The following is an 18,196-nucleotide window of genomic DNA, read 5'->3' as shown; positions in this document are numbered from 1 at the left end:
GTCGCCCCGAGGGCGAACAGCGCGGCCAGGCCGACCAGGCGGAGCTGAACCGGTCGCCGGCGTACTCCGGCCGCGCGGCCGGAGGTCACGGCGTGGTCGACGTCGACTCCCGGGGGTTGCTGCCGTCACCGGTGTCCACCGAGCCGACCGGCACCCGGCCGACCTGGCCGTAGGTGGTGGGCCGGTCCGGGGTGCCGGTCGGGGTCGCGGCGGCCGGGGTGCCGGTCGGCGTCGCGGTGGGTTCGGGGGTGTCGGTCGGTGTGGCGGTCGGTGTCGCGGTGGGCGGCGTTGTCGTGGGCGGCGTCGTGGGGGGCGTCGCACAGGCCGGCCGGATGATCGTGTTGCTGTCCAGGCTCACCGCGCCGCTGGAGAGCACCGAGCCCTCCAGCGTCGCGCCGGTGTTCATCGTGGTGTCCGTGAGCGTCAGGACGACGCCGCGGAAGACCGAGTTGACGCCCAGCGTGGTCGAGCTGCCGACCTGCCAGAACACGTTGCACGCGGTCGCCCCGTTGATGAGGCTGACCGACGTGCCCGGCTGGGTGATGAGAGTGGAACCGGCCTGGAAGAGGAAGACAGCGTTCGGGTCGCCCTGGCCGTCCAGGACCAGCGGCGTGGGGCCGGCGATGCTGAGCGCCGACGCCGAGGTGTAGATGCCGGGGGTGAGCGTCTGTCCGGCCAGGTCGGCCGAGATGGTGTCACCGGGCCCCTGGCCGGCGGCCGACACCAGGGCGTTGGTCAGGGCGGCGTTCGCGCTGGCGGTGACGCTGTCGTTGCCGTGGTTGGTGCCGGTGAGGGTGATCGAGGCGGTGCCGACCATCGAGGGGTCGGACGCGCCGATGTCCCCGGCGATCACGGTGGGCCCGGTGTTCGAGAACGACGATCCGGACAGCACGGCGAACGGCTCGGCGGTGCCCAGCGGCACCGCGGTCGCCGCTGGCGCTGCCTGGGCGCTGCCTGCACTGACGAGGACGAGGGACGAGGCGGCCACCATCGCGACGCCGCAGAGGGTGGTGCGCCGCACGCCGACCGACCGGAACGGGTCACGACGTGTCCGGCGGGTGGGGCTGGGGAGTGTGCTGGGGACCGACGCCACGTCGGCGCTCCTGTCTCCGACGCGGGGGTCGGACTCGCGGTGCGCTGGGGACGTCATCGGCGTGGATGCCGGTGCTCGAGGTGCCCTCGCCCCGAACAGTACGGAAGCGTAGTCGTGCAATGACTATCTGTAGTCCCAATGGGTGACGGACCGCCCTGCTCTCTTCGGCAAGATCTGTTCAGGCCGCGACATCGCCCCCCAACGTGCGGAGCAGCTCCCGCACCGCGCTCGGGCCGGACCGGTTGGCCCCGATCGTGCTCGCCGAGGGCCCGTAGCCGACCAGGTGCAGCCGGGGTTCGGCGACCACCCGGGTGCCGTCCATCGCGGAGCCCCCGCCGGGGCCCCGCAGGTGCAGCGGCGCCAGGTGCTCCAGCGCCGGCCGGAAGCCGGTGGCCCACAGGACGACGTCCGCCGGCACGAAGCGACCCGGGTCTCCGTCCCAGACCACCCCGTCGGCGGTGAGCCGGTCGAAGACCGGCAGCCGGTCCAGCACACCCCGGGCCCGGGCGGCGAGCACCGCGTCGGTCTCGACCAGCCCGGTCACGCCGACGACGCTGCCCGGGGGCAGCCCGGCGCGCACGCGCTGATCGACCAGCGCCACCGCGGCCCGGCCGGCGTCCTCGTCGAACCCGCCGCTGCGCCAGACCGGCTCGCGCCGGGTGACCCAGGTGGTGTCGGCGACCGCGCTGATCTCGATCAGCTGCTGCACCGCCGACGTCCCGCCGCCGACGACGACCACGTGCCGGCCGCGGAACTCCTCGGCACCGCGGTAGTCGGCGGCGTGCAGCTGGCGACCCCCGAACAGCTCACGCCCGGGATAGGCCGGCCAGAACGGCCGGGTCCAGGTGCCGGTGGCGTTGACCAGCCCCTGCGCCGTCCACTCGCCTGCGCTGGTGTCCAGCGCGAACCCCTCGGCGGTGCGCCGCACCGACCGGACGGCGACCGGCCGGTGGACTGGCAGGTCGAAGCGCTGCTCGTAGTCGGCGAAGTAGTCGGCGACCACCTCGCTGGCCGGTGCCGCGGGGTCGGCAGCGGGCAGGGGCAGGCCGGGCAGCGGGTGGATCCGGTGGGCCGCGCCCAGCCGCAGGGAGGGCCAGCGGTGCTGCCAGGCGCCGCCCGGCCCGGCGTTCCCGTCGAGGACGGCGAAGTCCGCACCGGCCCGCCGCAGCGCATGCCCCGCCGCCAACCCGGCCTGGCCGGCCCCGATCACCACCACGTCTGCGTGCACGCCCTGGTGAACACCGCGGGCCCCGCGCATGTGCCCAGCAGTGATCAGGTGACCTGATCACCGGCTGTCCCCCCGCACCAGCGTTGGTGCGGGGGGACAGTCATCGATCAGGTCACCTGATCGACGCTGGCGGTCGGTCCGCTGCGGACGGCGGTGAGCAGCCGGGGCCGCAACGCGCCGGAGCCCAGCAGCCGGCCGACCCGGCCGGACTGTTCCTCCGCCTGCGCCCACGCCGGGTGGTCCCCGTGCCGGCGCCGGACCTCGGCCTCGACCGCGTCGGCCCGCCGCTGCCACTCCGGCGGGCTGTCGCCGAGATCGGCATCCGCGGTGCCGGTGACCGCGAAGCCTGCCTGGGCCAGCAGGGCGTCGACCTCCGCGGGGCTCGGGAAGCTGTTGCCCTCCGGCAGCGGCGGCGGCAGCGGCGCCTCGGCCACGAACACCAGCAGTCCGAGCCGGCCGCCGGGCACCAGCACGCGGGCCAGCTCGGCGAGCATCGCCGGCTTCTCCTCGGTGGTGCAGAGCACGCCGAGGGTCCAGGCGGCGTCGAAGGAGGCGTCGGCGAGCGGCAGCGCCTGGGACAGCGCCACCACCGACGGCAGCCCGAACAGCGCGCGGCTGGCGTGCACCGCCTCGGCCATCGGCTCGACGCAGACCGCTCGCACCCCCCGGTCGGCGGCCAGCCAGCCGGCCGGCCCGCCGACCCCGGCACCGGCGTCGAGCACCCGGTCCCCGGCGCGGAGGGCCAGCGTGTCGGCGAGCCAGCGCAGCGCACCTTCACTGCCGCTGCCCCGACAGCCGGCCGGCACGGCGTGCTCCGGCCCGAGCGCGCGCACCGCCTCCTCGGTCCAGCCGGCCACCGTGCCGAACTCCGACTCCATCGCCTCGCTGGCGATCTCGCTCACGTGCCCTCCCGGATCCTGGTGGCCACCTCGGCCTTGACTGCTGCGGCCGCGGCCGGTCCGCCGGCCGACGCCAGCCCGGACAGGTTGACCCCCACCACGCCCGGCACGGCGAGCAGGGCCCGGGCCTCCCCGACCGCGGCCTCGATGCCGGCGGCCACCGGGTCGGGGGCGGCGAGCACCCGCTCGACGGCCGCGTCGTCGAGGTGCAGGCCGGGGAAGGCCTGGAGCACCCGCGCCGAGCGCTCGTCGGTGTAGACGGCGACCGAGGCGAGGAACGGCAGGGTCGCCCCCGCCGCCCGGGCGGCGGCGGTGAAGGCGGCGAGCCGGGCCGGGCCGGCCACGTGGTTGAGCACGCACAGCCGGGCGCCGGCGCGCTCCTTCTCGGCCACTCGCTGCGGGCGCAGCGGCACCGGCGGCGCGTCCGGGGACTCCGGCACCGCCGCGGTCAGCCCGGCCGCAGCAGCCAGCGCGGCAAGCCGGGTGCCGTCGAGGTCGAACACCGAGCTGACGCCGGGCCGCACGCCCGGACCGCGGCCGTCGCCGGTCACGCAGAGCACCCCGTCGACCCCCACCGCGGCCAGGCCCGCGAGCTCCTGCTCCAGCACCACGCGGTTGCGGTCCCGGCAGGCCAGCGTCGTCCACGGCCGGCCGCCGGCGGCCAGCACCTCCTGGGCCATCAGCGTGGGCGGGAGGTCGGGCCGGTTCTGGTGCTCCCCGACCAGCAGTCCGTCGCTGACCGGCGCCAGCGCGGCCACGACGGCCCGCACCGAGGCCGGGTCGAACGGGCGCACCGTGAGGTCGGTGAGGACGACCGGGCCGGTCCGCGCCCGGTCCAGCAAGCCGCCCGGCGGAGGCAGCGGCGCCGACGGGGTCGGGTCGGTCCAGCGTGGCAAGGGCGGGGCCAGGAAGACGCAGGGATGCGGCGCCAGCTCACAGCCGCCGTCGCCGCGCACCCCGCCGCAGGGCCCGAAGACCATCCGCTTGGGGCAACCGGGGCGTTCCTCGGCCTGGATGGGGCTCCCCTGCTCCTCTGCGCCCACTCCTGGTCGCTGACCCGACGCACACCGGTCGAAACCCTGAGCGGCCGCTGTGTGTCCCGCAGGCATCGATGTGTCCCGATCACCGTCTCCGGGCACTGGGGGCTGAGTCGGAGAAGACGACGAGGAGGTGACCCGTGACGCAGCGCGACGAAGAGCACCAGACGTCCCAGCACCAGCGGGTCGAACACCAGGGAGTCGAACACCAGGGAGTCGAACACCAGGGGTACCGGCACGTGGGGCACGTGCTCCAGCCGGGCGAGGACCTGACCCGGGTGGTGGCCCCGGTGCTCCGGCAGGCCCTGGCCGCCGGGGAGCCGGTGGTGATCGCCTGCCCCGAGAAGGTGGCGAGTGCGCTGGTGACCGCACTGCGGGAGGCCGGGGACGTGCACGTCGCCCCGACCCAGCCGGTCGACGGCCGGCCACCGGCCGTCCTCGCGGCGATCGCCGGGCTGGTCGACGAGTGCGCCCCGGGGGCGGGCCGCCGCCTGCACCTGGTGACCGGGCCCGGCGGACCGGACGCCGATCCGGCGGTGTGGCTGCAGACCGAGGCCCTGGTGAACCACGTGCTCGCCGAGCGCCCGGTCGACCACATCTGCCTGCTCGGTCCGCCGGTCGAGGGCGGCCCGGACGTCGACGCCATCGCCCGGGCCACCCACCCATGGCTGTTGACCGAGGAGGGCGTGGTCCGCAGCCCGGACTTCCGGGCGCCCGACGAGCTCCTCCGCGAGGTGCTGCGCGCCACCGTCCCCGACCCGCTGGAGGAGACCGAGCCCACGCTGGCCATGGTCGACCTCGAGGACATGCGGGCGCTGCGCCGGGCACTGAACCGGGTGCTGGCCGACAGCGCCCTGTCCGCGGACGCCGCGCAGGACTTCGTGCTGGCCATCGACGAGGTCACCGCGAACGCCTCCGAGCACGGCGTGCCCCCGGTCGACGTGCGGCTGTGGTGCACGCCCGAGCGGCTGCTGTGCGCGGTCACCGACCGGGGCACGGCCTTCGACGACCCGCTGGTGGGCTACGGGCCGGCGCACGGGGACATGGGGGTCGGCGGGATGGGCCTGTGGCTGGCCCGCCGCTCGGTCGACAGCCTGACCGCGTCGCCGGCCGACGACTCCGGCGACGGCTGCACCGTCCGCCTGGTCGTCAACGCCTGCTGACAGCCCCTCTCCGGAGGCTCACCCCCGCTCGCACGGGCCGGGTCTCCGGAGAGGGGCTGCGCAGCGTGGGCGTCGCGGTCACCCGGCGACGGGGAGCAGTCCGGCGGCCTCGATGAGGCGCGCCTGCTCGCGACACCAGGGCGACCAGGCGTCGTACTGCTGGGTCTCCTGCCGGGCGCGGAAGGTGTGCCAGTCCAGCACCTCCCACTCCCCCACCTCGCTGGGCTCGGGTGCCGGCGTGCCGGTGAACCGGCCGACGTAGACCGGACAGATCTCGTTCTCCACGACACCCCGGAACTCGGCCCGGTAGCGGTAGGAGGGCAGCGCCGGGCGCAGATCGGCCACGTCGAGCCCGAGCTCGTACCGGGCGCGTCGGGCGATCGCCTGCAGGTCGTCCTCACCCGGCCCCGGGTGCCCGCAGACCGTGTTGGTCCACATCCCCGGGAAGGTGGCCTTCTCCGCCGCTCTGCGGGTGACCAGCAGCCGGCCGTCGTCGGCGAAGAGGTAGGCGGAGAACGCGCGGTGCAACGGCGTCTCGCCTGTGTGCACCAACGGCTTCGGCATGGTGCCGATCGCCGCCCCGTCCTCGTCGACCAGCACGATCAGCTCTGCCGTCGGGGATGCCACCACGCCCCCATGATCCCCGACGCGGGCCCATCGCGCGCAGAGGACCGACGATCAAGATCGACTCGGATGGGTGAGAGGGCGTCGTCACGCACAGCGATCGTCTGCAGACTCTTGGGCGTCACCATGGCCGGCGACCCGAGAGGACCAGCACGGATGAGCAGCACCACGACGGCGACCGTCGCCCTCCCCGACGGAGCCCTCCAGGTCGCGCTCTCCGCCGACCTGGCCCGCACCGACGCCGGCGGCACCCTCCGTGAGCTCGCGCAGCCCGTCCACCGGGTGCCCGGGGGCGCGACGATGGCCTCGGTCGACGCGCTGTTCCGGCGCGATGCCTCCCTCCGCTGGGTCGTCGTCGACGGGCCCGGTGACCCGGTGCTGGTCAGCCGATCGTGGTTCGAGCTGTCCATGACCGGCCGGTTGGGCTACGGCCGGCTGTTGCAGCAGCGCCGCCGGGTGCGGGACGCCGCACCACCGGAGACGCTGCGGTATCCCGCCGACTGCCCCGTCGCCCGCGCGGCCGCGGCCGTCATCCACCGGCGCTCCGGCGGCGAGGACCTGCTCGACGGCGTGCTGGTCTCCTGGCCCGACGGCCGGCTGGGCGTCGCCCCGGTGACCGCCGTCTTCGAACAGCTCGCCCAGGAGTACGCCCACCAGGCCCTGCACGACCCTCTCACCGGGCTGCCGAACCGGCTGTTCCTGCTCGAGCGGCTGCGGCAGGCCGTCTGCCCGGGGTCCTCCGCCGTGCTGTTCGTCATCGACCTGGACCGGTTCAAGGACGTCAACGACCATCTCGGCCACGCGGCCGGTGACGACGTGCTGACCGAGTTCGCGCATCGGCTGCGCACCGTCGCCCGCAGCGAGGACCTGGTGGTCCGGCTCAGCGGCGACGAGTTCGCCCTGCTGACGCCGGCGCTGACCACCGCGCAGAGCACCGCGCTGGCGGAGCGGATCGTGCTGACCGCGGCGGCGCCGTTCGTCGTCCTCCCGCGCGGCGCCCACCGGGACGCCGAACAGCTGGCCAGCCTCGGGGCGAGCGTCGGGGTGGCCAGCTGCTCGATGGAGGTGCGCTCGCCGGACGAGCTGCTGCACCGGGCCGACCTGGCGATGTTCCGGGCCAAGTCGCTGGGCCGGGGCCGGGTGGCCCACTTCGACACCGCGCTGTTGGAGGACGCCGAGATCACCGACGCGGTGCGCGCCCGGCACCGGATGGAGCGGCGGCTGCGGCTGGCCATCGAGTCGCGCTCGCTGTCCCTGCACTACCAGCCGGTCGTCACGCTGCCCTCCGGCCAGGTGACCGGGGTGGAGGCGCTGGCCCGCTGGGAGGACGACGAGCTGGGCCGGGTGGCCCCCGACCAGTTCATCCCGCTCGCCGAGCGGACCGGCCTGGTCGTCGACCTGGGGCGCTGGGTGCTGCAGACCGCCTGCCGGGAGGCCGCTTCGTGGCCGGCCGGCCCCTCCGGGGTGCCCCCGACCGTCGCCGTCAACGTCTCCCCGGTGCAACTGGCCCAGCGGGGCTTCATCGACGACGTGACCCGGGCGCTGGCCGACAGCGGGCTGGCCCCGGACCGGCTGTGCCTGGAGATCACCGAGACCGCGGCGATCACCGACCTGACCGCCACCGCGGCGCGGCTGAGCCAGGTGCGCGACCTGGGCGTGCGGCTGGCCCTGGACGACTTCGGCGCCGGGCACTCCGCGCTGACGCTGCTGCGCGCCCTGCCGGTCCACCTGGTCAAGATCGACCGCTCGTTCATCGAGCGGGTGGCCAGTGACACCGCCGACGCGGTGCTGGTCCGGCTGGTCATCGAGGCGGCGCACAGCCTGGGCCGCCGGGTCTGCGCCGAGGGCGTCGAGACCGCCGAGCAGGCCCAGCAGCTGGTCTCGATGGGCTGCGACTCGGCGCAGGGCTGGCTGTTCGGCCGCCCTGAGCCGGCCTCGCCCCGGCTCGCCGGACTGCTCACCTCCCGCACCCTGGCCGAACCGCTGGCCAGCGACGCCGTGCTGCCGCTGGGCGGCAACGACGAACTGGTCCTGGTGACCACCCCGGAGCGGGTCATCACCTACGCCTCGGCCAGCAGCGGGCCGATCCTCGGCTGGCTGCCGCAGGAGCTGGTCGGCAGGTCCGTCGCCGACTTCTTCCACCCCGACGACCTCGCACGGGTCCGCACGGACCGGGAGCTCGCCGCCCGGTACAGCGTCGGCCTCGGGGTGCACCGGGTGCTGCACCGGGACGGCAGCGTCCGCTGGCTGGAGAGCGACACCCGGCGGCTGGCCGCCGACGACGGCACCGTGCGCGAGGTGCTCTCGGTCTCCCGGGACGTGACCGCCACGGTCGAGGCGCGGCGCGACCTGGCCGACAGCGAGCTGATGTTCCGGCACGCCTTCGACGACGCCCCGATCGGCATGACCCTGACCCGGATGGACGGCTCGCTGGTACGGGTGAACAAGGCGTTCGCGGCGCTGCTCGGGAGCACGACCGAGGCGCTCGCCGCCCGCCGCGTCCAGGACCTGACCCCGGGCGACGGCCAGGCGGCGGTCGGTGCGCTGTTCACCGAGTTCATCGGCGTCACCGAGCTCTCCACCCGCTTTCGGCACGCCGACGGCACCGAGGTGCCGGTGCTGGTGCGCGTCTCGGTGGTCCGGGACCAGGCCGGGGAACCGACGTCGGTCTTCTCCCACGTGCTGCCCGAGTCGGCGCCGGCCATCGTCCCCGCTGCGTGAACCGAGCCCGCAGCGGGCGGTGAGCCAGGCCGCCGACGGGGGCTGCCCGGTCAGTGCTGGGCGTTCTCCGTGTGCGTCAGGTCGCCGTAGTCGGCGGGCAGCTGGTCGAGCACGCGCAGGTACTCCGCCCCCACCGCCTCCCGCAGCGCTGCGGTGACCGCGCGGGCGTGCTGACGCGCCTGCTCGGGGGTACAGCCCTGGCCCTCCGCTTCGGCCACCCGGCGGTAGAACTCCGCCAGGTCGAACCGCTCGACCGACCCGTCCGTCGGGACTGCGTCGGCCAGCTCACCCGGCAACTGCGCCGCCAGGTCGGCCGCCTCGGTGGACAACCGCTGGCCCAGCACCATGAGGGTCGCCCGGATCGCCTGCACGGCGTGCTCGTGGTCGGGGATGCGGGCGGACTGCTGCACGGCGGACACGAACTCGTGTTCCTGCATCGTTCCTCCTCGTTCCTCTGGTGACGGCGCCCGCGGACCGCGGGCGCCGGACCGCACCGGTGACCTCGGTCAGCCGATGCGGAGGTCCTCGACGTCCTCGGTGCGCACCGTCAGCCCGAGACCGGGCGCGTCACCCGGCGGCCGGACACGACCGTGCACCGGCTCGACGACGCCGTCGAAGAGCCGGCGCTCGAACCGCCCGGCGCCGCACATCGCCGCGAAGTCCGGCAACCGGGCGCCGTGCTCCCGGCGGGCCTCGGCCACAGGGTGCGCGGATCGGGGAGATCGGTGGTGGCCACGGCTCAGCTCCGGTGCGGCAGGAACTCCTGGATCTTGGTCTTGGCGCCCTGCTTGACCACTCCCCAGGCGTTCTCGTCACCCTTGAACAGCGACTTGGCCGTCTCGGTCATCTGGTCGAGCGTGGCGTGCGGCGGGATCGGCGGGACGTCCGCGTCGCACAGCACGTCGATGACCGCCGGCTTCCCGGCTGCCAGCGCGCGGTCCCAGGCCGGGCCGACCTGCTCGGGGTCGTCGACCGTGATCGCCTCGAACCCCAGCCCGGCGGCGAAGGCCGCGTAGGAGATGTCCGGGAGGGTCTGCGACTCCGCCAGCTTGGGCTCCCCGCCCATGGCCCGCATCTCCCAGGTCACCTGGTTGAGGTCGTTGTTGTGCAGCACCGCCACGACCAGCCGCGGGTCGGTCCACTCCTGCCAGTAGCGGGAGATGGTGATCAGCTCGGCCAGGCCGTTCATCTGCATCGCGCCGTCCCCGGCGAAGGCGATGACCGGCCGGTCGGGGTGGCCGAACTTGGCGCCGATCCCGTAGGGCACGGCCGGGCCCATGGTGGCCAGGGTGCCCGACAGCGAGCCGCGGTTGCCCGGGCCGAACCGGAGGTGCCGGGCGTACCAGTTCGCCGCCGACCCGGAGTCCGCGGTGAGGATCGCGTTGCCGGGCAAGCGGTCGTTGAGCTCCCAGAACAGCCGCATCGGGTTGACCGGGTCGGCGTCGGTCATCGCCCGCATGTGGATGGTCTCCCACCACCGCCGGACGTCGTCCTCGATGCCCTCCCGCCAGGACCGGTCCTGCTTGCGCTCCAGCAGCGGGACCAGCGCGCGCAGCGTGGCCGCCGCGTCGCCGACGAGGTTGAGCTCGTAGGGGTAGCGCATCCCGATGTACTTCGCGTCGTGGTCGATCTGCACGGCGCGGGCCTGGTCGTACTCGGGGAAGAACTCGCTGTAGGGCAGGTTCGACCCCACGGTCAGCAGGGTGTCGCAGTCCTTCATCATGTCCCAGGTGGGGCGCGTGCCCAGCAGCCCGATCGACCCGGTGACGAACGGCAGGTCGTCGGGGAGCACGTCCTTCCCCAGCAGCGCCTTGGCCACCCCGGCACCGAGCAGGTCGGCGACCTCGACCACCTCGGCGCGGGCACCCCGGGCACCCTGCCCGACGAGCATCGCCACCTTGTCCCCTGCGTTGAGCAGGTCGGCGGCGGCGCGGATCGAGGGGTCGTCCGGGGTCACCTGCGGCATGGAGGTGTGCACCCCGCCCGAGGGCACCATCTTGTGCTCGTGCGTCGGTGGGCTGTAGTCCAGCTCCTGGACGTCGGCCGGGATGATGATCGCCGTCGGCGCGTGCTCGGCCGCCGCTGTCCGCATGGCCCGGTCCAGGACGTTGGGCAGCTGCTCGGGCACGTTCACCACGTGCACGTAGTGGTGGGCGACGTCCTTGAACAGCGACAGCAGGTCCACCTCCTGCTGGTAGGACCCGCCCATGGCGCTGCGGTCGGTCTGCCCGACGATCGCGACGACCGGCACGTGGTCGAGCTTCGCGTCGTACAGGCCGTTCAACAGGTGGATGGCGCCCGGGCCGGAGGTGGCCAGGCAGACCCCGACGCGGCCGGTGAACTTGGCGTAGCCGACCGCCTCGAAGGCGGACATCTCCTCGTGCCGGGACTGGATGAACTGCAGGTGGTCCTGCTTGCCGAAGGACGCCAGGATCCCGTTGATCCCGTCCCCCGGATAGGCGAAGACCTTCTCCACGTCCCACTCGTGCAGTCGTTCCAGCAGGACGTCAGCGACAGTGCGACTCATGGCGAGATCCCCTCGCGTCGACTTCATCGTCCCCTGATCGGCTACCCCTGACCCGGGCACGAAAACGACGGCCGGCCCGGGATCGGGCCGGCTGCCACGGAGCCCGTCCGGATGTTTGGGCGGGAGTCGTGGGGTAGGGGAAAGTGGTCCAGATCGCACACGGAACGGAGGACCACGCCATGAGCACCCACGAAGCCGGCGACGTCACCGGCACCGCTGACAAGGACTACAACCTCCTCTGGTTCACCCAGGCCAGCCTGGACAACGCGCTCCGCCTGGAGACCTACGTCCAGGACGCCGAGCGCGCGGGCGACTCCGAGCTGGCGGAGTTCTTCCGCAAGGCGCAGCACGAGAGCCGCAAGGGCGGTGAGCAGGGCAAGGTCATGCTCAAGGCCCGCCTGGGCAGCTGACCCGGATGCGGACGACGCTGCTCACCGACGGCCCGCCCCGACAGCACGCCGTCGTCTTCGACACCGGCGACGAGGTCGTGGACGGGCTCACCGGCTGGGCCGAGCAGCAGGACCTGCCGGGCAGCTCCTTCACCGGCATCGGCGCCTTCTCCTCGGCGACGGTCGGGTACTACGACCTCGACGAGCAGGAGTACGCCGAGATCCCGGTGCCCGACCAGGTGGAGGTGCTGACCCTGGCAGGCGACATCACCCGGGACGGCGAGGGCGGCTGGCAGGTGCACACGCACGTGGTGTGCGGCCGGCGGGACGGGTCGACCGTCGGCGGGCACCTGCTCCGTGCCGTGACCCGCCCGACCCTCAAGGTGGTGGTCACCACCGGCGCGAGCCACCTGCAGCGCCGGCACGACCCGGCCTCCGGTCTGGCGCTGATCGACCCGGACGCCTCCTGAGACGGTTCCCGCGTGAGCCGCGGGCGGAGCGGGCAGTGAGTCGGGCATGGACACCTTCCGGAACGGCGACCTCGTCTTCGACGTCCGCGACTCCGGGCCGACCGACGGCGAGCCCGTCGTGCTGCTGCACGGGTTCCCGCAGGACGCCGGCGCCTTCGACCGGCTGAGCCCGGCCCTGCACTCGGCCGGACTGCGCACGCTCGCCCCGGACCAGCGCGGGTACTCCCCCGGTGCCCGGCCGAGCGGGCGTTCGGCCTACCGGCTGCGGACGGTCGTCGATGACGTCCTGGCGATGCTGGACGCCGCCGGCCTGACCAGCGCGCACGTCGTCGGCCACGACTGGGGCGGGATCGCGGCCTGGGCGCTGGCGGCCTGGCACCCCTGGCGGGTGCGCACGCTGACCGCCCTGTCGGTGCCACATCCCGCGGCGATGAGCCAGGCGCTGGGCCACAGCGACCAGGGGGTGCGGTCGGCCTACGTCGGGTTCTTCCAGCTGCCCGCCGTCCCGGAGGCGGTGCTGCTGGCCGGCCGCGGCGCGGTGCTGCGCCGGACGCTCGGCCAGGGCGGGCTGCCGGCCGAGCTGGTGGACCGGTACGTCGAGCGGATGCGCGAGCCGGGCGCGCTCACCGCCGCGTTGAACTGGTACCGGGCGCTGCCACTGGCCGGCGGCGCCCCGGTGGGCACGGTGCGCGTGCCCACCCTGCACCTCTGGGGCGCCCGGGACCCCTTCCTGGGCCGGACCGCGACCGAGGCGACCGCGGAGTTCGTCGCCGCCCCGTACGCGCTGGAGGTGCTCGAGGACGTCGGCCACTGGATCCCCGAACTCGCCGCCGAGCGGACCGCGGAGCTCGTCACCGCACACGTGCGCACGGCCGGGGCGCCGCGCCGCTGACCGGCCCCGTCCGCACCGTTCGTCGGTGGGCCCCGGCATGCTCGTCCCGAGCAGCAGCCGACAGCCGCACCCCGCACCCGAGCCAGGAGCCCGAGATCGACATCCCCCAGCCCAGCCCACCGGCCGACGGCGCTGTCGCCGTGGGCGGCGCGCCGGCCTGGTTCCACGCCCTGGACGACACGAGCCTCGCCCTGCTCGCGATCTGCCGCACCGACGGCACCCTGCTCGCCGCCAACCGGCAGGCGTTCGAGGGCAGTGGGCTGACCCCGGCCGAGGAGATCGGCCGGCCGTTCTGGGCCACCGGCTGGTGGAGCGGGAGCGTCGCGGTGGCCGACCGGGTCCGCGCCTGGTGCGCCGAGGTGGCGGCCGGCGGCGCCCCGGTGCGCGCGCAGACCCCCTGGTTCCAGGCCGACGGCAGCGAGCGGACGCTGGACCTGACCCTGCAGCTGGTCCAGGACCAGGCCACCGGGACCGCCTACCTCCTGCCCAACGGCACGGACGTCACCGACCGGCTGGCCGCCGCCCGCACCGCCGCTCAGGCCACCGCCGCGCAGGAGGAGGCCGAGGCGCTGCGCCGGCTGGACGCGGCCCGCTCGGCCGACCTCGCCCACCTCCGCACGGTGGAGGCGCAGCTGTCCCGGGCGCTCGAGCTGTCGGAGAAGGTGCTGGCCAACACCGCCGACGGCATCTACGGGCTGGACACCGAGGGCCGGGTCGAGTTCGTCAACCCCGCGGCCATCCGGATCACCGGCCACAGCCGGGAGGAGCAGCTCGGCGGTGAGCAGCACGCGCTGATCCACCGCCACCGCCGCGACGGCTCCCCCTACCCCCGCGAGGAGTGCCCCACCTGGCAGGCGCTGCGCACCGGCGTCCCCGTGGTCGCCGACGACGAGGTGTTCTGGCGCAGTGACGGCACCCCGGTGCCGGTCGAGCTGGTCGCCGTCCCCACGATCGAGGACGGCGCCGTCACCGGTGTGGTGGTCTCCTTCCGCGACCTCACCGACCGGCGGGCCGCCGCCGAACAGGCCGCCGAGCTGCGCCGGCTCGAGGAGCAGGCGGCCCAGGAGCGGGCGCTGTCCGACCGGCTCCAGCAGGCGCTGCTCACCCCGCCACCGGAGCCGGACCACCTGCACGTCGTCGTCCGGTACCAGCCGGCCGAGCACGGCGCCCAGGTCGGCGGCGACTGGTACGACGCGTTCCTGCAGCACGACGGGTCCACGGTCCTGGTGATCGGCGACGTCGTCGGGCACGACAGCCGCGCGGCCGCGGCGATGGGCCAGTGGCGCGGGCTGATGCGCGCCCTGGCCTACGACGACGGCGGTGACCTCCCCGCGGTCCTGCGCCGGGCCGAGCGGACCGCGCTCGGCCTGGACGTGAGCACCCTCGCCACCGCGCTGCTGGCCCGGATCGAGCGGCGGCCCGACCTGCCGGGCAGTGCGACCCGCCTGCTGCGCTGGGCCAGCGCCGGCCACCCCCCGCCGCTGCTGCTGGCCCCCGACGGCACGAGCACGGTGCTCAACACCCGGCCCGACCTGATGCTCGGCGTCTCGGCCGACGTCGTCCGCGCCGGTCACGAGGCGGCGCTCCCGGACGACGCCACCCTGCTGCTGTACACCGACGGCCTCATCGAACGGCGCGGCGCGGACCTCGACGAGGGGCTGGCCGAGCTGCAGGCGGCGGTCGCCGACCTGGGTCAGCGGCCGGTGGACGAGCTGTGCGACACCCTGCTGGCCCGGCTCGTGCCCGCGAACGTCACCGACGACGTCGCCCTGATCGCGGTGCGGCTCCACCCGGAGGACCGACCGCGCCCTCCCGGGCCCGCTCGACCGGCGACGGGTGACGACGGGGTCGCGCGGGTAGCGCCCGGGGCATGGCTGAGCTGAACAGCGGACTCCTCCCGGGCATGACCGTCGCGATCACCGGCGCGAGCGGCAACGTGGGGACGGCGCTGCTGCGCGCCCTCGCCGACACCGGCGTGGCCGAGGTGCGCGGGCTGGCCCGCCGCCGCCCACCGGAGACCGAGCCCTACGCAGGAGTGCGGTGGTTCCGCGCCGACCTGGGCTCCCCGGACAGCGAGCCGGTGCTGGCCGAGTTCCTCGACGGCGTCGACGTCGTCGTGCACCTGGCCTGGGCGCTGACCCCGGACCGGGAGCCCGACGTGCTGCACGCCGTCAACATCGAGGGCACCCGCCGGGTGCTCGCCGCCGCCGGTGCCGCCGGCGTCCGGCACGTGGTGCACATGTCCTCGATCGGCACGTACGCCGCCGGCCCGCAGACCCACCCGGTCGGCGAGGACTGGCCCGCCACTGGCGTCCCCAGCTCCCAGTACAGCCGGCAGAAGGTGCAGTGCGAGCAGTTCGTGCGGGACTTCGACGCAGCGCACCCCGACGTCACCGTCTCGGTGACCCGCCCGACGCTGGTGCTGCAACCCGACGCGGCCAGCGAGATCGGCCGGTACTTCCTCGGCCCGGTCTTCTTCCCGGCCGCGCGGGCCCTGCCGGGCGCGGTGGCCAAGCTGCTCCCCCTGCCGCTGCCCAGCTCCCTGCACCTCGGGTTCGTGCACGCCGACGACGTCGCCGACGCGATCTCCCGGATCATCGACCGCCGGGCACCGGGCGCGTTCAACCTCACGGCCCCGCCCAACTTCGACGCCGACGGGCTGGCCGGCGCGCTGGGCGCGCGGCGGGTGCCGGTGCCGGCGGTCGTGCTCCGCACCGGCATGCAGGCGGCGTTCCTCGCCCGCCTGCTGCAGATCGAGCCCGGCTGGCTGGACCTGGGGATGGGGGTGCCACCGTTGGACACCACCAGGGCCCGCATCGAGCTGGACTGGCGGGCCAGGCACAACGGCGGCGACCTGCTGCGCGAGTTCGTGGCCGCGCTGAGCAGCGGGCAGGGTCACGCCGGCCCGCTGCTGCACCCCGGCACCGAGCACACGCCCGCCTAGCTGGACGTCCTCCGTCAGCTGCGGGGCATGCCGGCGGCGCGGAGCAGCGCGTTGCCGATGATCACCTTCTGCACCTCGCTGGTGCCCTCGTAGAGCCGGTACAGCCGGGCGTCCCGGTAGAAGCGCTCGACCGGTGTCGTCCGCAGGTAGCCCAGCCCGCCGTGCACCTGCACGGCGCGGTCGGTGGCCCGGCCGACCATCTCGCTGCAGAAGAGCTTCGCCGCCGAGGGCCCGACGGAGGTGTCCTCGCCCGAGTCGTACCGCGCGGCGACGTCGACGACCATGCTGCGGGCGGCCAGCAGCTCGGTGTGCATGTCGGCGAGCATCGCCTGCACCAGCTGGAACCGGCCGATCGGCGCCCCGCCCTGTTTCGCGGTGGCGGCGTAGGCGACCGACTCGTCGAGCACCCGCTGCGCCATCCCCACGCACAGCGCGGCGATGTGCAGCCGGCCGCGGGAGAGCACGGTCAGCGCCTTGGCGTAGCCGCGGCCCTCCTCGCCGATCAGCGCACCGGCGTCGATCCGGGCGTCGTCGAAGAACACCTCGGCGGTCCACGCGCCGGACTGGCCCATCTTCTTGTCCTTCGGGCCGACGGTGACCCCGGGGGCGGTCGCGTCCACGACGAAGGTGGAGATCCCCCGGCCACCGCGCTCGGCCGGATCGGTGCGCGCGAAGACGACGAAGAGGTCGGCGATCGGCGCGTTGGTGATGTAGCGCTTCCCGCCGCTGATCACCCACCCGTCGCCGTCCCGGCGGGCGGTGGTGCGCAGCCCGGCCGGGTCGGAGCCGGCCTCGGCCTCGGTGAGCGCGAAGGAGCCGATCAGCTCACCGGCCGCCAGCCGGGGCAGGTACGCCTTCTGCTGCTCGTCGTTGCCGAACTTGGCGATCACCTGTCCGGCGATGCCGTTGTTCGTGCCGAACAGCGACCGGAACGCCGGGGTCGTGTAGCCGAACTCGAAGGCCAGCTGGACGTCCTCGCTCATGGTGACGCCGAGGCCGCCGTGCTCCTCGGGCAACGCGTAGCCGAAGAGCCCCATCTCCCCGGCGGCGCTGCGCAGCTCGTCGGGGATCCGGTCGTCGAGGTCGATCTCCTCCTCGCGGGGCACCACCACCTCCCGCACCAGCTGGCGAACGGCGTCCTTGACCTGGCGGAAGACATCGGCGTCCATGCCGGACATGCTGAACCCCCGGCCGCGCACAGCGCGACCGGGGGTCCTTCGTCAGGCCAGGGCGTCCAGGCGGGCCATCTCGTCGGCGGAGAGGGTGAGCTGGGCCGCGCCGAGGTTCTCGGTCAGGTGGTCGACCGACTTGGTGCCCGGGATCGGCAGGATCACCGGGGACTTCTGCAGCAGCCAGGCCAGCGCGACCTGCGACGGGGTGGCGCCGAGCTCCTCCGCCACCGCCGCGACCGGGCTGTCGGGCTTGGCCAGGTCACCGGTGGCGATCGGGAACCACGGGATGAAGGCGATGCCCTCGGCCTCGGCGTACTCCAGCACGTCCTGGGACTGCCGGTTGGTCAGGTTGTACAGGTTCTGCACGCTGACGATCTCGGTGATCTCGCGAGCCTGCTCCAGCTCGTCGACGGAGACCTCGGAGACGCCGATGTGGCGCACCTTGCCCCGCTCCTTGAGGTCGGCGAAGGCGCCGAGCTGGTCGGCCAGCGGCACCTGCGGGTCGATCCGGTGCAGCTGGATGAGGTCGATCCGGTCGACCTTGAGGTTGCGCAGCGAGAGCTCGACCTGCTGGGTGAGGTACTCGGGGCGACCACAGACCGGCCACACGCCGGGGCCGGTGCGGGTCAGGCCCGCCTTGGTGCCGATGACCAGCCCGTCGGGGTACGGGAACGCGGCCTCGGCGATGATCTGCTCGCTGACCTGCGGACCGTAGGAGTCGGCGGTGTCGATGAAGTCGACCCCCGCCTCGATCGCGGCCCGCACGACCTCGATCGCGCCCGGGCGGTCGGCCGGCTGGTCCCAGACGCCGGGGCCGGTCAGCTGCATGGCGCCGTAGCCGAGGCGGTGGACGGTCAGGTCCCCACCGAGGTCGAAGGTGAGCGGGGTGGTGGCGGTGGTCATGGGTCCTCCTGCGCATCGGGTGTCCGGCGCCCGCGGCCGTGCCGGCGGGTCCTGTTGTGCACAAGGTGTCTCGTTGGCCGCCCCTTCCCGACTCCGTGGACTGTGACCGGCGCCACCCGCCGTCCCCCGCCGTC

At 74.4% G+C, this 18,196-nt stretch carries 17 protein-coding genes; 7 read left to right on the top strand and 10 right to left on the bottom strand.

Annotation, left to right across the window (positions count from 1 at the left end; genetic code table 11):
* Window positions 1-85: 85 nt before the first annotated feature.
* The 4 genes from IN07_RS03140 to IN07_RS03125 all read right to left on the bottom strand — a co-directional run bounded on the left by IN07_RS03140 (window position 86) and on the right by IN07_RS03125 (window position 4,263).
* A complete protein-coding gene (locus IN07_RS03140; protein ID WP_164702561.1) occupies window positions 86-1,021 on the bottom strand; it encodes an ice-binding family protein in 936 nt (311 codons plus the stop codon).
* A 250-nt stretch (window positions 1,022-1,271) separates the two neighbouring features.
* A complete protein-coding gene (locus tag IN07_RS03135; RefSeq protein WP_036333505.1) occupies window positions 1,272-2,321 on the bottom strand; it encodes an NAD(P)-binding domain-containing protein in 1,050 nt (349 codons plus the stop codon).
* Between the two features lie 107 nt (window positions 2,322-2,428).
* Window positions 2,429-3,223, bottom strand: coding sequence for a class I SAM-dependent methyltransferase (locus tag IN07_RS03130; protein ID WP_231557969.1), 795 nt, complete (start codon window positions 3,221-3,223; stop codon window positions 2,429-2,431).
* Window positions 3,220-4,263, bottom strand: a complete 1,044-nt coding sequence (locus tag IN07_RS03125; protein WP_036333503.1) for a methylenetetrahydrofolate reductase C-terminal domain-containing protein — start codon at window positions 4,261-4,263, stop codon at window positions 3,220-3,222. The genes IN07_RS03130 and IN07_RS03125 overlap by 4 nt, the downstream gene beginning before the upstream one ends.
* 134 nt (window positions 4,264-4,397) lie before the next feature.
* Here IN07_RS03125 and IN07_RS03120 point away from each other — a divergent pair, with 134 nt between their 5' ends.
* Window positions 4,398-5,420, top strand: coding sequence for an ATP-binding protein (locus tag IN07_RS03120; RefSeq protein ID WP_052090641.1), 1,023 nt, complete (start codon window positions 4,398-4,400; stop codon window positions 5,418-5,420).
* Between the two features lie 78 nt (window positions 5,421-5,498).
* Here IN07_RS03120 and idi read toward each other — a convergent pair whose 3' ends face one another.
* Window positions 5,499-6,050: an isopentenyl-diphosphate Delta-isomerase gene (idi, locus tag IN07_RS03115; protein WP_036333501.1), complete on the bottom strand. Its 552-nt coding sequence runs from the start codon at window positions 6,048-6,050 to the stop codon at window positions 5,499-5,501.
* Between the two features lie 150 nt (window positions 6,051-6,200).
* On the opposite strand from idi, the gene IN07_RS23745 reads away from it, so the two are divergent.
* Window positions 6,201-8,765, top strand: a complete 2,565-nt coding sequence (locus IN07_RS23745) for an EAL domain-containing protein (RefSeq protein WP_052090639.1) — start codon at window positions 6,201-6,203, stop codon at window positions 8,763-8,765.
* A 50-nt stretch (window positions 8,766-8,815) separates the two neighbouring features.
* Here IN07_RS23745 and IN07_RS03105 read toward each other — a convergent pair whose 3' ends face one another.
* The 3 genes from IN07_RS03105 to IN07_RS03095 form a co-directional block, all read right to left on the bottom strand.
* Window positions 8,816-9,202, bottom strand: coding sequence for a DUF2267 domain-containing protein (locus IN07_RS03105; protein ID WP_036333499.1), 387 nt, complete (start codon window positions 9,200-9,202; stop codon window positions 8,816-8,818).
* A gap of 69 nt (window positions 9,203-9,271) precedes the next feature.
* The gene (locus IN07_RS03100; protein ID WP_036333497.1) at window positions 9,272-9,466 is read right to left on the bottom strand and encodes a hypothetical protein; all 195 of its coding nucleotides are present in this window, start codon (window positions 9,464-9,466) and stop codon (window positions 9,272-9,274) included.
* 38 nt (window positions 9,467-9,504) lie between these two features.
* Entirely contained in the window at window positions 9,505-11,292 is a 1,788-nt protein-coding gene (locus IN07_RS03095) for a thiamine pyrophosphate-requiring protein (RefSeq protein ID WP_036333495.1), read from the bottom strand.
* A gap of 179 nt (window positions 11,293-11,471) precedes the next feature.
* Here IN07_RS03095 and IN07_RS03090 point away from each other — a divergent pair, with 179 nt between their 5' ends.
* The 5 genes from IN07_RS03090 (at window position 11,472) to IN07_RS03070 (ending at window position 15,987) form a co-directional block, all read left to right on the top strand.
* On the top strand, window positions 11,472-11,702 hold the full coding sequence (locus IN07_RS03090; RefSeq protein ID WP_036333494.1) for a hypothetical protein: 231 nt from the start codon (window positions 11,472-11,474) through the stop codon (window positions 11,700-11,702).
* 5 nt (window positions 11,703-11,707) lie between these two features.
* Entirely contained in the window at window positions 11,708-12,151 is a 444-nt protein-coding gene (locus IN07_RS03085; RefSeq protein WP_036333492.1) for a PPC domain-containing DNA-binding protein, read from the top strand.
* A 46-nt stretch (window positions 12,152-12,197) separates the two neighbouring features.
* Window positions 12,198-13,043: an alpha/beta fold hydrolase gene (locus IN07_RS03080; RefSeq protein WP_036333490.1), complete on the top strand. Its 846-nt coding sequence runs from the start codon at window positions 12,198-12,200 to the stop codon at window positions 13,041-13,043.
* Between the two features lie 140 nt (window positions 13,044-13,183).
* A complete protein-coding gene (locus IN07_RS03075) occupies window positions 13,184-14,926 on the top strand; it encodes a PP2C family protein-serine/threonine phosphatase (protein WP_231557968.1) in 1,743 nt (580 codons plus the stop codon).
* Window positions 14,914-15,987 carry an NAD-dependent epimerase/dehydratase family protein gene (locus tag IN07_RS03070; protein ID WP_081975139.1) on the top strand — a complete coding sequence of 358 codons (1,074 nt, stop codon included), beginning with the start codon at window positions 14,914-14,916 and terminating at the stop codon, window positions 15,985-15,987. Before IN07_RS03075 ends, IN07_RS03070 begins: the two co-directional genes overlap by 13 nt.
* 14 nt (window positions 15,988-16,001) lie before the next feature.
* Here IN07_RS03070 and IN07_RS03065 read toward each other — a convergent pair whose 3' ends face one another.
* Both IN07_RS03065 and IN07_RS03060 read right to left on the bottom strand, forming a co-directional pair.
* A complete protein-coding gene (locus tag IN07_RS03065; RefSeq protein WP_036333600.1) occupies window positions 16,002-17,156 on the bottom strand; it encodes an acyl-CoA dehydrogenase family protein in 1,155 nt (384 codons plus the stop codon).
* Window positions 17,157-17,207: 51 nt separating this feature from the next.
* Entirely contained in the window at window positions 17,208-18,062 is an 855-nt protein-coding gene (locus IN07_RS03060; RefSeq protein ID WP_036333487.1) for an aldo/keto reductase, read from the bottom strand.
* Window positions 18,063-18,196 lie beyond the last annotated feature (134 nt).

The organism is Modestobacter caceresii (assembly GCF_000761485.1).
Taxonomy (GTDB): Bacteria; Actinomycetota; Actinomycetes; order Mycobacteriales; family Geodermatophilaceae; genus Modestobacter; species Modestobacter caceresii.
The sequence above is the reverse complement of the archived record's forward strand: the minus strand, read 5'-3'. Positions and strand labels throughout refer to the sequence as shown.

Bases quoted from the DNA above. Each gene is read 5' to 3' on its own strand.
- IN07_RS23745 (WP_052090639.1), top strand. From the start codon at position 6,201: ATGAGCAGCACCACGACGGCGACCGTCGCCCTCCCCGACGGAGCCCTC.
- IN07_RS03105 (WP_036333499.1), bottom strand. From the start codon at position 9,202: ATGCAGGAACACGAGTTCGTGTCCGCCGTGCAGCAGTCCGCCCGCATC.
- IN07_RS03095 (WP_036333495.1), bottom strand. From the start codon at position 11,292: ATGAGTCGCACTGTCGCTGACGTCCTGCTGGAACGACTGCACGAGTGG.
- IN07_RS03090 (WP_036333494.1), top strand. From the start codon at position 11,472: ATGAGCACCCACGAAGCCGGCGACGTCACCGGCACCGCTGACAAGGAC.
- IN07_RS03085 (WP_036333492.1), top strand. From the start codon at position 11,708: ATGCGGACGACGCTGCTCACCGACGGCCCGCCCCGACAGCACGCCGTC.
- IN07_RS03080 (WP_036333490.1), top strand. From the start codon at position 12,198: ATGGACACCTTCCGGAACGGCGACCTCGTCTTCGACGTCCGCGACTCC.
- IN07_RS03070 (WP_081975139.1), top strand. From the start codon at position 14,914: ATGGCTGAGCTGAACAGCGGACTCCTCCCGGGCATGACCGTCGCGATC.
- IN07_RS03065 (WP_036333600.1), bottom strand. From the start codon at position 17,156: ATGGACGCCGATGTCTTCCGCCAGGTCAAGGACGCCGTTCGCCAGCTG.
- IN07_RS03060 (WP_036333487.1), bottom strand. From the start codon at position 18,062: ATGACCACCGCCACCACCCCGCTCACCTTCGACCTCGGTGGGGACCTG.